The 11925-nt window shown below is 70.6% G+C and carries 12 protein-coding genes and 1 riboswitch; of the genes, 3 read left to right on the top strand and 9 right to left on the bottom strand.

The window, feature by feature from the left end; translation table 11 throughout:
- Positions 1 to 58: 58 nt before the first annotated feature.
- Together ABEB09_RS24580 and ABEB09_RS24575 are read right to left on the bottom strand one after the other, a co-directional pair.
- On the bottom strand, positions 59 to 1423 hold the full coding sequence (locus tag ABEB09_RS24580) for an NYN domain-containing protein (protein ID WP_345692078.1): 1365 nt from the start codon (positions 1421 to 1423) through the stop codon (positions 59 to 61).
- A 45-nt stretch (positions 1424 to 1468) separates the two neighbouring features.
- Complete coding sequence (locus ABEB09_RS24575) at positions 1469 to 1711, bottom strand: hypothetical protein (RefSeq protein WP_128976779.1); 243 nt, start codon at positions 1709 to 1711, stop codon at positions 1469 to 1471.
- Between the two features lie 176 nt (positions 1712 to 1887).
- On the opposite strand from ABEB09_RS24575, the gene ABEB09_RS24570 reads away from it, so the two are divergent.
- Together ABEB09_RS24570 and ABEB09_RS24565 are read left to right on the top strand one after the other, a co-directional pair.
- Positions 1888 to 2607 (top strand): rhomboid family intramembrane serine protease, encoded by a 720-nt coding sequence (locus tag ABEB09_RS24570; RefSeq protein WP_345692077.1) that lies wholly within the window; start codon positions 1888 to 1890, stop codon positions 2605 to 2607.
- Positions 2604 to 2885, top strand: coding sequence for an Lrp/AsnC family transcriptional regulator (locus tag ABEB09_RS24565; RefSeq protein WP_345692076.1), 282 nt, complete (start codon positions 2604 to 2606; stop codon positions 2883 to 2885). The genes ABEB09_RS24570 and ABEB09_RS24565 overlap by 4 nt, the downstream gene beginning before the upstream one ends.
- Before the next feature lie 35 nt (positions 2886 to 2920).
- On the opposite strand, the gene ABEB09_RS24560 is transcribed toward ABEB09_RS24565, so the two are convergent.
- The 6 genes from ABEB09_RS24560 to ctaE form a co-directional block, all read right to left on the bottom strand.
- The gene (locus tag ABEB09_RS24560) at positions 2921 to 4285 is read right to left on the bottom strand and encodes an aminotransferase class V-fold PLP-dependent enzyme (RefSeq protein ID WP_345692075.1); all 1365 of its coding nucleotides are present in this window, start codon (positions 4283 to 4285) and stop codon (positions 2921 to 2923) included.
- A gap of 175 nt (positions 4286 to 4460) precedes the next feature.
- Positions 4461 to 4578: riboswitch (SAM riboswitch) on the bottom strand.
- Between the two features lie 89 nt (positions 4579 to 4667).
- On the bottom strand, positions 4668 to 5732 hold the full coding sequence (gene trpD / locus ABEB09_RS24555) for an anthranilate phosphoribosyltransferase (protein ID WP_345692074.1): 1065 nt from the start codon (positions 5730 to 5732) through the stop codon (positions 4668 to 4670).
- Positions 5733 to 5867: 135 nt separating this feature from the next.
- Positions 5868 to 7493, bottom strand: a complete 1626-nt coding sequence (gene qcrB / locus ABEB09_RS24550; RefSeq protein ID WP_345692073.1) for a cytochrome bc1 complex cytochrome b subunit — start codon at positions 7491 to 7493, stop codon at positions 5868 to 5870.
- A complete protein-coding gene (gene qcrA / locus ABEB09_RS24545; RefSeq protein WP_345692072.1) occupies positions 7490 to 8539 on the bottom strand; it encodes a cytochrome bc1 complex Rieske iron-sulfur subunit in 1050 nt (349 codons plus the stop codon). Before qcrA ends, qcrB begins: the two co-directional genes overlap by 4 nt.
- On the bottom strand, positions 8536 to 9345 hold the full coding sequence (gene qcrC / locus ABEB09_RS24540; RefSeq protein ID WP_345692071.1) for a cytochrome bc1 complex diheme cytochrome c subunit: 810 nt from the start codon (positions 9343 to 9345) through the stop codon (positions 8536 to 8538). Before qcrC ends, qcrA begins: the two co-directional genes overlap by 4 nt.
- Before the next feature lie 64 nt (positions 9346 to 9409).
- On the bottom strand, positions 9410 to 10030 hold the full coding sequence (gene ctaE, locus ABEB09_RS24535; protein WP_345692070.1) for an aa3-type cytochrome oxidase subunit III: 621 nt from the start codon (positions 10028 to 10030) through the stop codon (positions 9410 to 9412).
- Between the two features lie 190 nt (positions 10031 to 10220).
- Between ctaE and ABEB09_RS24530 the strand changes: the two genes are divergently transcribed.
- Positions 10221 to 10622: a DNA-binding transcriptional response regulator gene (locus ABEB09_RS24530; protein WP_345692069.1), complete on the top strand. Its 402-nt coding sequence runs from the start codon at positions 10221 to 10223 to the stop codon at positions 10620 to 10622.
- 37 nt (positions 10623 to 10659) lie between these two features.
- Here ABEB09_RS24530 and ABEB09_RS24525 read toward each other — a convergent pair whose 3' ends face one another.
- Positions 10660 to 11916, bottom strand: a complete 1257-nt coding sequence (locus tag ABEB09_RS24525; RefSeq protein ID WP_345692068.1) for a L,D-transpeptidase — start codon at positions 11914 to 11916, stop codon at positions 10660 to 10662.
- Positions 11917 to 11925 lie beyond the last annotated feature (9 nt).

Raw genomic sequence — 11925 nt, 5'->3', positions numbered from 1 at the left:
GGGGAGTTGACGGTACGTTCCCCGGCCGCACCCTCAATCCGGACATGCCGCGCAGGAGTTACGAGATGCGCGAAAGCCGCTTCAGCAACATGACGGACGCGACGGGCCGGGCACCCGACTTCGCGACGCCGTCGGCGACTTCGCGGTCGCTGGAGACGACCACCACGGGCCGGCCCGGCGGCTCGGCCCGCACCAGCTGGCGGATCAGCTCGTCGGCGGTCACGCCGGGCTTGGAGAACAGCACGCGCACCCCGCGCGGCGGAGCGAGCAGCACCGGCGCCGCCAGTTCGGCGCCGTCGAAGACACAGGTGACCTCCGCGCCGGACCGGGCGGCGAGCGCGGAGAGCCCGCCGAGCAGCCGGAGCCGCTGCTTCTCCAGCGGCATGGTCGGATAGCCGGTCTTGGTGACGTTGTAGCCGTCGACGACCAGGTGCGCCTGCGGCAGGGCGAGGAGCTGGTCGAGCAGCGCCGGGTCGGTCTCCGACAGGGCGCGGGCGGCGATGTCCTTGGGCGAGATCCGGCCGGGCTCGACCGCGTCGACGGTGTCGGCGGGGCGTACGGAGACGGGCGGCAGCGCCAGTTCCCGGCGCAGCCCCTGGGCGGACTCCAGCACGGTGTCGAGCAGCAGCCGCACCCGCATGTCCTCCACCGACCGGCCCTCGCGGGCGGCTCTGCGGCTGGCCTCCAGGGCCGCCTCCGCCTCCGCGAGGCGGGCCTTGAGGCGGCGCGTCTCGCTCTCGGCGGCCGACACCTGGGCGGCGGCCTCCGCCCGTACGCCGTCGATGTCGGCACGGGCGTGGCGCAGGGCGGCCTCGCCGCGCTTCACATCGCTCTGGGCGCTGCGCAGCTTACGCTGAAGCGATTCGGCTTCCTTGCGGGCGGCGTCCAGTTCGGTGCGCAGCCGCTCGGTCTCGGCCCTGGTGTGGGCGCGCGCGGCGGCGAGCTCCTCACGGAGTCGTTCCAGTTCCCGCCGGCCCGCCTCGTCGGCGCGCTCGGCGTCCGCGCGCTGGGCCTCCTCGCCCGCGGCGGCGACCAGCTTGACCCAGCCGGCCGGGCGCAGCACATAGGCGGAGGCGGCCACGTCCACGGGGTCGGCGGCCGCCGGCGGGGCCCCGGACTCGACCGCCCCGGCGAGTTCCGGCTCGGTGTCCTTCAGCCGCTCGCCGATCCGCTGGCGGAAGAGCGGGTCGCTCTCCAGGGCGGCGGCCATGGCGTTGCCCGCGAACCGGGCGCGCCTGCTGGGGGTGAACCGGGCGTACTGGCGGAGCTGCGCGGGCAGCTCGGCGACCGTCAGGCCGCCGAACGCGTCCGACACCAGCGCGACGACCCTCCGCCGCACCGCCTCGGGCAGCGGGCGGTCGAGCGCCTCGGCGGCGTCACCGGCCGCACCGGCCGACTCGGCGCCGCTCTCCGGCTGCTCCACGATCCGTCACCCCACTACCCGTCCGTTCTCCGCGGGCGCCCCGTCTCAGGAGGCGGCGCCCGGCCTGTCCACCAGCTCGATCTGGTCCACCGCGTTGCACCAGCGGCAGCGGACCGACTCGATGGTCTCACTGACCACCTCGCGCTCCTCGACCTTGGGCTCGCCCGCCAGGTCCAGATGGACGTACTCCACGACCTTGGAGGAGCGCGTCACGTCGAAGCGTGTCAGGTTGCCGCAGAGCGTGCAGCGCCAACGGGTCTCGGCGGTCGGCAGGGGAACCGTCGTCATGGTGCCGTCCTTCTCGTGGTCCGGTCGTGCCTTGCGGGAGCCGCGGTGCGCCGTCGAACTGCGGATGTCTCCGGGATGGGCCCGGAGGCACGCCCGTAACCCTACGGCCTTGCAGGTACCCCGCGCCCCGGCGAGGCACTCTGCCCCGCTCACTCCCTTTACGTCATGATCTGTGCATGATCGATTGGCGGCGAGCGGCCCGGGGCGTGGTCACCGGGCCCACGGTGACCTACGGGGTGATCGGTGTCTGCTCCCTCATCTTCCTCCTGGGGCCGGCGTCCGGACTGAACCCGTCGTACGGCACGGGCGAGCTGCTGATCGCGGAGCAGAGCGCGTACTTCCGGCGCTGGGGCGTGATCCCCGCGGAGCTGCTGTCGGGGGCGCCCGGGGCGCTGCTGACCCCGTTCAGCGCGCTCTTCGTGCACGGCAACTGGCTGCACCTGCTCGGGAACATGCTGTTCCTCTTCGTCTTCGGGGCGATGGCCGAGGAACGGATGGGGCACGTCAGGTTCGCGCTGTTCTACGTGGGGTGCGGCTGCCTGGCGCTGTTCGGGTACGCGGTCGTGCACGCGGACAGCACGCAGACGCTGGTGGGGGCGTCGGGGGCGATCTCGGGGGTGCTGGGCGCGTTCCTGTACCTCTTCCCGCGGGCGCGGGTGACCAGCCTGTTCCCGTTCCTGTTCTTCCTGCCGCTGCGCTTCCCCGCCTGGATCGTGCTGATCTTCTGGTTCGTCCTGCAGTGGCTGGCCGCCCGGGAGGCGGGCACGGGCCCGGGCGTCGCGTACCTGGCGCACCTGATCGGCTTCGCGCTGGGCTTCCTCTACGCGTGGGCCCGCTACCGGGGCATTAGAGTGAAGGCCCCAGCAGCGGCCACCGAGGGAGAGGGACAGCCGTGATCACCGCGATCGTGCTCATCAAGACCAGCGTGGACCGCATTCCGGAGATCGCGGAGGCGATCGCCGCGCTGGACAGCGTCAGCGAGGTCTTCTCCGTCACCGGTACCTACGACCTGATCGCCATGGTCCGGGTGGCGCGCCACGAGGACCTGGCCGAGGTCATCCCGGGCCGCATCAGCAAGATCCCCGGCGTCGAGGCCACGGACACGCACGTGGCGTTCCGTACGTACTCGCAGCACGACCTGGAGGCCGCGTTCGCGATCGGCCTCGACGCCTGAGCGACCCCGGGAATCACCCGTACGGGTGAGACGGGTCAGCCCCGGTCGGGCACGCAACGACCGTCCTCCGTGCGGTAGTTCCACCGCGCCCCGTCCCGGACGAGTTCCGCGACGGCGCCGGTGAACCGCTCCACGTGCTCGTCCGGCGTCCCCGCGCCGAAGCTGACCCGGATCGCGTTCAGCGACCTCTCCCCGGGCTCGGCCTCCGGGGCGCCGCACTCCCCCGGCTCCTGCGGGGCGCTGCCCAGCAGCGTCCGCACCAGCGGGTGGGCGCAGAACAGCCCGTCGCGCACGCCGATGCCGTACTCGGCGGACAGGGCGGCCGCGAAGTGGGAGCTGTTCCAGCCCTCCACGACGAAGGACAGCACGCCCACGCGCGGCGCGTCGTCACCGAACAGCGACAGCACCCGCACACCGGGCACCCGCGCCAGGCCCTCCCGGACGCGGGCGATCAGCTCCTGCTCCCGCGCCACGAGCGCGTCGAAGCCGGCCTCCTTCAGGGCCGTACAGGCGGAGGCGATCGCGTAGGCGCCGATCACGTTCGGGGAGCCGGCCTCGTGGCGGGCGGCCGTGGTGTGCCAGGCGACGTCCACCCCGCCGTCCGCGCGCCGCGCCACGGTACGCGAGGCGCCGCCGCCGGCCAGGTACGGCTCGGCGTCGCTCAGCCAGTCCGCCCGCCCGGCCAGCACGCCGGCCCCGAACGGCGCGTACAGCTTGTGCCCCGAGAACGCCACCCAGTCGACGTCCAGGTCCGCGATGTCCACCGGGTGGTGCGGCGCCAGCTGGGCCGCGTCCAGCACGATCCGCGCCCCATGCGCGTGGGCGGCGGCGGCCAGCTCCCGTACGGGCCACAGCTCGCCGGTCACGTTGGAGGCGCCCGTCACGCACACCAGGGCGGGGCCGTAGGGGTCCCGGTCGGCGAGCGCCCGCTCCAGGGTCTCGACGGCCTGCGCGGGGGTGCGCGGCGCGTTCAGGTAGGTGACGCGCGCGTCACGCCACGGCAGCAGGGAGGCGTGGTGCTCGGTCTCGAAGACGAAGACCTGACAGCCCTCGGGCAGGGCCCGGGCGAGCAGGTTGAGCGAGTCGGTCGTGGAGCGCGTGAAGACGACCTGGTCGCCGGGGCGGCAGCCGAGGAACTCGGCGACGGTCCTGCGGCTGTTCTCGAACAGGTCGGTGGAGAGCTGGGAGAGGTATCCGGCGCCCCGGTGGACGCTGCCGTAGTAGGGCGCGTACGCCGCCACGTCGTCCCAGACCCGCTGGAGCGCGGGGGCGCTGGCCGCGTAGTCGAGCGCGGCGTAGGTGACCTCGCCGCCGGTCACGAGCGGAACGGTGACGTCCCGGCCGAGAACGGGCAGAGGCTCACAAAGGGTGCGGTCGGTGGCAACGGTGAAGGCAGACATGTCGAACTCCCGTCAGGGCAAGGCGAATTCACTGCGCGACGACGGCACGGCACGACAACGGCGGTGCGGGCGCAGGAGAAAGGAAAGGGGTGCGCGAAGAAGGGGCGGTACGCCCTAGCGCATTCGCTTGCTCACGAGACTGCTCCCCAGAGGACCAGGACCCCAGGGTGGCAGGGGTCCGCGCTTGCCACAGACCTCGCTGCCTGCGGCCTGGTCTTCACCCGGGGCACCCCGCCACGGACGGAGGGTTGCCGGACAGCGGGCCGGGGCCGTAGTCGCTGTCACTCATGACCTTGGGGAGCATCTTGCCATACGCCGGTCCCGTTGCGGGCGGTCGTCCCGCATGGCGGGACGGGTGGCACAAAGGGACCGGCCGCCGGCCCTAGTGGTTGCTCGCCCGGACCCAGCGCTCCAGGGCCTGCCGCGCGGCGCCCGAGTCGATGGACTCCGCCGCCCTGGCCATGCCGGCACGGATCTGCTCCGCGAGCGGCGCGTCCGTCGGCTCCAGCGCCACGAGCGCGGCCGCCGAGTTCAGCAGCACCGCGTCCCGTACGGGCCCGGTCTCGCCGCCCAGCAGCCGGCGGGCGACGTCCGCGTTGTACGAGGCGTCCGCGCCGCGCAGCGCCTCCACCGGCACGAGTTCGACACCGACGTCCCGCGGGTCGAAGGCCTCCTCGCGGACCCGGCCCTCGCGCACGACCCACACCCGGGAGGTGGCCGTGGTCGTCAGCTCGTCCAGCCCGTCGTCGCCGCGGAACACCAGCGCCGACGAGCCGCGCTCGGCGAGGACACCGGCGAGGATGGGCGCCATCCGGGCGTCGGCCACACCCGTGGCCTGGGCGCGGACCCGGGCGGGGTTGGTGAGCGGGCCCAGGAAGTTGAACGTGGTACGGATGCCCAGCTCCTTGCGGGCGGCGGCGACGTGCCGCAGCGCCGGGTGGAACTTCACGGCGAAGCAGAACGTGATGCCGGCCTCCTCGGCGACCTGTGCCACCCGCTCCGGCGTCAGCTCGAGGTTGACGCCGAGCTTCTCCAGGACGTCGGAGGCGCCGGACGCGGAGGACGCGGCGCGGTTGCCGTGCTTGACGACCTTGGCGCCCGTACCGGCGACGACGATCGCCGACATCGTGGAGATGTTGACCGTCTTGGCGCCGTCGCCGCCCGTGCCGACGATGTCGACGGACGGTCCCGGCACCTCGATGGTCCGGGCGTGCGCGTACATCGTCCGGACGAGGCCGGTGATCTCCTCGACGGTCTCGCCCTTGGCGCGCAGGGCGACCGCGAACCCGGCGATCTGCGCGTTGGTGGCCTCGCCGGTGAGGATCCGCTCCATCGCCCAGGCGGTGGCGTCGGCGTCGAGGTCGCGCCCGGTCAGCAGGGATTCGAGGACCACGGGCCAGGAGCGGCCCGCCGTGGTGTCGCCTCCAGCGGGGGTCACAGCGCTCATGCTCGCTCCTGGGTCCGTACGGATGATGGTCACCAGCCTATCCACCCCCGGGGACGGCAAAGAGCCCCGTCCGGTGATTGGACGGGGCTCTCGCCGTGGCGACCGTCAGGTCAGGTGACCGGGTCGGTCAGATGATCAGTGGTGGCCGTGGCCGCTGGTGATCTCCTTGTACTCCTCGACCGTGGCCTTCGGGATCTGGTTGCCCTCGCCGAAGTAGCCCTGGCTCAGCTTGGCGCGCAGCTTCTCCTTGCGGGTCGGCTTGCGCTCCACGCCGTTCTCGTCGACCGTCGGGCCGATCTCGGCCGGCGCGTACTGCTCGTGCGCGGTGAGCGCGTGCAGCTGGGCCTGGCTGAGCGGCTCGTGGACCTCGACGAACTCACCGTGCGGCAGCCGCTTGATGATGCCGGTCTCGCGGCCGTGCAGCACCTTGTCGCGGTCGCGGCGCTGGAGACCCAGGCAGATCCGCTTGGTGACGATGAACGCGATAACCGGTCCGACGAAGAAGAAGATCCGGACGAACCACGTGATCGAGTTGATCGACATGTGGAAGTGGGTGGCGAAGATGTCGTTGCCACCACCGATCAGCATGATCATGTAGGCCGTCACCCAGGCGACACCGAGGGCCGTACGGGTCGGGGCGTTGCGCGGGCGGTCCAGGATGTGGTGCTCGCGCTTGTCCCCGGTGATCCAGGACTCGATGAACGGGTAGACCGCGATGGCGACCAGCATCACGCCGAAGAGCACCAGCGGGATGAACACGCCCAGGACGAGCGTGTGGCCCCACAGGTTGATCTCCCAGCCCGGCATGACACGGATCAGACCCTCGGCGAAGCCCATGTACCAGTCGGGCTGGGCACCGGTGGACACCATGTCCGGGCGGTACGGGCCGAGGGCCCACACCGGGTTGATGGTGAACAGGGCGGCGATGACCGCGATGACACCGAAGACCAGGAAGAAGAAGCCTCCGGCCTTGGCCATGTAGACCGGCAGCAGCGGCATGCCGACGACGTTCTTGTTGGTCCGGCCGGGACCCGGGAACTGCGTGTGCTTGTGGTAGAAGACCAGGATCAGGTGCGCCACCACGAGGCCGAGCATGATGCCCGGCAGCAGCAGGATGTGGATCGAGTAGAACCGGGCCACCATGTCGTGGCCGGGGAACTCGCCGCCGAACAGGAACATCGAGAGGTACGTACCGATGATCGGCGTCGACAGGATCGCGCCCTGCGTGAAGCGGACACCGGTGCCGGAGAGCAGGTCGTCCGGGAGCGAGTAACCGGTGAAACCGGTGAACATGCCGAGGACGAACAGCAGGAAGCCGAACAGCCAGTTGATCTCACGCGGCTTGCGGAACGCGCCGGTGAAGAACACGCGCATCATGTGCACGAACATGCCGGCGAGGAAGATCAGCGCGGCCCAGTGGTGGATCTGCCGGATGAGCAGACCACCGCGGACGTCGAAGCTGATGTCCAGCGTCGACGCGTACGCCTCGGTCATCCGGATGCCCTGCATCGGGACGTACGAGCCGTGGTACTCCACCTCGTTCATCGACGGGTGGAAGAACAGCGTCAGGTACACACCCGTGAGGATGATGATGATGAAGGTGTAGAGGCAGATCTCGCCCAGCATGAAGGACCAGTGGTCCGGGAAGATCTTGCGCATGTTGGCCTTGGCCAGGGAGTAGATCCCGAGCCGGCCGTCCGCCCAGTCGGCCACCCGCTCACCGGCGGGCGCCTTCCGCTTGTTGTCAGCTGCCGTACTCATCCGCGCTCCCAGAATGCAGGACCGACGGGCTCGTCGAAGTCGCCGAGCGCCTCGAGGAAGCCCTTGTCATTGACGCCGATCCGCAGCTGCGGGAGGGCGTGACCGGCAGGGCCGAAGATGACGCGGGCGCCGTCGGAGAGGTCGAAGGTGGACTGGTGGCACGGGCAGAGCACGTGGTGCGTCTGCTGCTCGTACAGGGAGATCGGGCAGCCCACGTGGGTGCAGATCTTCGAGAAGGCGACGATGCCGTCGTGCGACCACTCGAGCTCGCGCTTGTCCTTGATGTCCTCCGGCTGGAGCCGGACGATCATCAGGGCGGCCTTGGCGATCTCGTTGTTGAAGTTGTGGTCGCTCTCCTCCAGGCCCTCCGGCATGGCGAACGTGAGCGAACCCACCGCGACGTCCTCGGGACGCAGCGGCTCGTTCGTGTTCATGTTGATGAGCTGCTTGCCCTTGGCCCACAGCGTCTTGCGGAGCTTGTCCTCGGGCAGCGGGCCCAGCTCGCGCAGGAGCACCACACCGGAGAGCGGCACCATGGCCAGCGCGCCGAACATGGTGTTGCGGATCAGCTTGCGCCGGCCGAGGCCGGACTCGGCCGCGCCCTGGGCGAAGTCCGCCATGACCTTGGTCCGGACCTCGGGCTCGGCCTCGATGGCGTGCCGGTCGTCCGCGATCTCCACGTCGGACATCAGGGTGCGGGCCCAGTGGACCGCGCCCGCGCCGATGCAGAAGAGCGAGACGCCCAGCGTCAGGCCCAGCGACAGGTTGAGGATGCTGATGTGACCCAGCGGCCACACGTACACGATCTTGTCGACCGGGAAGATCACGAACGAGGCGATGAACGCCACGGTCGCCAGCATCGACACCGTGAAGAGCAGGGCGACCGTGCGCTCGGAGCGCTTGGCGGCCCGCTCGTCGATGTCCTGGACACGGGGCTTGTGGGGCGGCAGCCCCGGATCGGCGAACGGGTTCTCGGCGACCGCCGTGCCGTGCGCGGTGTCCTGCTTCGAGGGCAGGCTCTCTTCTGAAATCTCTTGGCTACTCATGACTTCTTGGCCTTAGCGGTGTGGGCCGCGACCCAGACGGCGACAGCGATCAGGGAACCCAGACCGAAGATCCAGCCGAACAGGCCCTCGCTGACCGGTCCGAGACCGCCGAGTGCGAAGCCGCCGGGGGTCGGCGTCTCGTCACCGTTGACGGCCTTGATGTACGCAACGATGTCCTTCTTCTCCTTCTCCGGCATCGTGGTGTCGGGGAAGGAGGGCATGTTCTGCGGGCCGGTCTGCATGGCCTCGTAGATGTGCTTCTCGCTCACGTCGTCGAGCGGAGGCGCGTACTTGCCCTTGGTGAGGGCGCCGCCCTCACCGGTGAAGTTGTGGCACTGGGCGCAGTTGTTGCGGAACAGCTCGCCGCCACGGGCGACGTTCGCGCCTTCCACGCTGTACTGCTTCTCGGTCGGCGTGATCGGGCCGGCGCCGAGCGACGCGATGTACGCCGCGAGCTGGTCGATCTGGGCCTGCGTGTAGATGTTCTTCTTCCGCGGGACCTGGGCGCCCGGCTGCTGTGCGGGCATACGGCCGGTGCCGACCTGGAAGTCCACGGCTGCCGAGCCCACGCCCACCAGGGACGGGCCGTCGGAGGTGCCCTGACCGCCGGTGCCGTGGCAGCTGGCGCAGCCGACGGTGTAGAGCTTCTTGCCCTCCTCGATGGCGAGGGACTGGGCGGTCTCGTCGGCCTGCGCCTTGCCCGCGGGCGCGAACGCGGCGTACAGCCCCCCAGTGGCCGCCAGCGCGAGAAGTAGGACGACGAACGCCGCCAGCGGATGGCGTCGTCGTGCGGAGAGCTTTTTCACGGATTACCCCGGTGTCAGGATCTTCTGCGTCGATGCTTGCTGGATGTGTCGGGCGCGGGCCCGATTACTTGATCATGTAGATCGTGGCGAAGAGGCCGATCCAGACCACATCGACGAAGTGCCAGTAGTAGGACACGACGATCGCGGCCGTCGCCTGCTCGTGCGTGAACCGCCGGGCGGCGTACGTCCGGCCGAGAACCAGCAGGAAGGCGATGAGGCCGCCCGTCACGTGCAGGCCGTGGAAGCCGGTGGTCAGGTAGAACACGGAGCCGTACGGGTCGGAGGAGAGCGAGAGGCCCGCCTCCTTGACCAGCTCGGTGTACTCGAGGACCTGGCCGCCGATGAAGATCGCGCCCATGACGAACGTCACGATGAACCAGGCGCGCAGCTTCTTCACGTCACCGCGCTCGGCGGCGAAGACGCCGAGCTGGCAGGTGAGGGAGGAGAGCACCAGGATCGTGGTGTTGGTCGCCGAGAACGGGAAGTTCAGGTGTCCCGCCTGCTGCGCCCAGTATTCGGCACCCGTTACCGATCGCAGGGTGAAGTACATCGCGAAGAGGGCCGCGAAGAACATCAGCTCGGAACTCAGCCAGATGATGGTTCCGACGCTGGTGAGGTTCGGCCGATTGACCGACGGGTGCGCGTGCCCGGTTTCTACTGTCGTTGCTGTCGCCACGACCGACATTATGTCGGTCGCTTATCCCGCCCTCACTCCGGGGGGTGCCGTTCGGAGTGTCCCCGGCCTCCGGCGTGCGGTGACGCGACCCGAACGGCCCATCGCTCGGGTGTCCGAACCGGTGTTGACAAGGTGTCGGACGGAGTAGCATCCGCGCCATCGGTTACCGAGCATTGCCGCGGACGAACTCGGAGGAACCATGCAGTCCAGCGCCACCGTACTGGTCTACAGCGACGACGCGAACACCCGCGCGCAGGTGCGGCTGGCGGCGGGGCGCAGGCCCGCGGCCGACGTTCCCCCGGTCGAGTACATCGAGTGCGCGACGCTCCCGGCGGTCCTGGAGCGCCTGGAGGAGGGCGGCGTGGACGTCTGCGTCCTGGACGGCGAGGCGGTCCCGGCGGGCGGGATGGGCGTGTGCCGCCAGATCAAGGACGAGATCTTCCGCTGCCCGCCGGTGCTGGTGCTGATCGGCCGGCCCCAGGACGCCTGGCTGGCCACGTGGAGCCGCGCCGACGCGGCGGTGACGCTGCCGGTGGAGCCGGTCGAGTTCGCCGAGACCCTGGCCGCGCTGCTGCGCAGCCGCCTGTCCGTGGAGGCCTGACCGGCACGGCCGGGCGGCGGCGCCCGCGGGAGAGCTCCTAGAGCGCCTGCGGGCGCAGGCGGGCGCCGTCGGCCGGGGTGGCTCCGTCCCGGGTGCCCGCGAGGACGGCGCTGCCCTTGCGCCACTTGTCCCAGGGCACGTTCCAGTCGCCGAATCCGTTCCCGAACGGGTCCATCGGCCGGCCCAGACTGTTGACGACCGTGACGAGGTCGCCGCGGCGGATGTTCTCGTAGAACCAGGCCGCGTTGCCGGTGGACATGCCCACACAGCCGTGGCTGACGTTGGCGTACCCCTGTGAGCCGACGGACCAGGGCGCGGCGTGCACGTACTCGCCGCTCCAGGTGACGCGGGTGGCGTAGTAGACGGGCAGGTCGTACGAGTCGCTGGTGCCTTCGGGGATGCCGACGGTCGTCCCGCGCATCCGGACGAAGTACGACTTCTCCAGGACGACTTTGGTCCCGTTTCGAGTGGAGAAGCCCGGTTTTCCGGTGGTCACCGGAATGCTGTTGATCACTTTGCCGTTGCGCTTGACGGTCATGTGGTGGGCGCCCGCGTCGGTGATGGCCTCGACACGGTCGCCGATGGTGATCTTGAGCGGTGCGGTGGCCGTGCCGTACATGCCGTTGCCGACGGGGACGCCTTCGAGGTTGCCCGTCAGGGTGACGGTGGCGCCGGCGGGCCAGTACTCCTTGGGCCGGAAGTGCAGCAGCTTGTCGTCGACCCAGTACCAGGAGCCGGTCACCGACGGGGTGGAGCGGACCTTCAGGGCGCGCTCCACGGCGGCCCGGCCGGCCTTGGTGGTGACGGGTGCGCCGAGCTTGGCCGTGAGCGGCTGCCCGACGCCGTACTTGCCGGGCTCCGGGCCCAGTTCCACCTTCAGGACCTTCTTGGCCGGGGCCGTGTCGAAGGTCAGCGTGCGGGCCCCGGGGGCGCCCTCGCCGTTCTCCGTGGCGACCTTGAGGGTGTAGCGGGCGCCGGCCGCCAGCGGGGCCGTGGAGCGCCAGCGGGTGCCGTCGGCGGACAGCTCGCCCGCCAGGTGGTGGCCGGCCTCGTCGACGGCCGTGACGTCCGTGATGCGGCCGTCGTCGCCCTTGGCGGTGACCTCCAGGGGCTTGTCGAGCGGCGCCTTGCGGTTCTCGCCGGGGCCGTTGAAGGCGACCTGCTGGGCGGCGTCGTACGGCTGCGCGGAGAGCGGATGGCCGTCCGGCCCTCCGCAGGCGGCCGCGCCGGCGCCGGCGGCGACGGCCAGCAGGGACCAGCTGAGGGCGATGCGGAGGCTCGGCGTGTTGCTCATGAGCACACC

The organism is Streptomyces coeruleoprunus, from assembly GCF_039542925.1.
In the GTDB taxonomy this organism is placed as follows: Bacteria; Actinomycetota; Actinomycetes; order Streptomycetales; family Streptomycetaceae; genus Streptomyces; species Streptomyces coeruleoprunus.
This window is presented reverse-complemented; position numbering and strand designations above follow the sequence as displayed.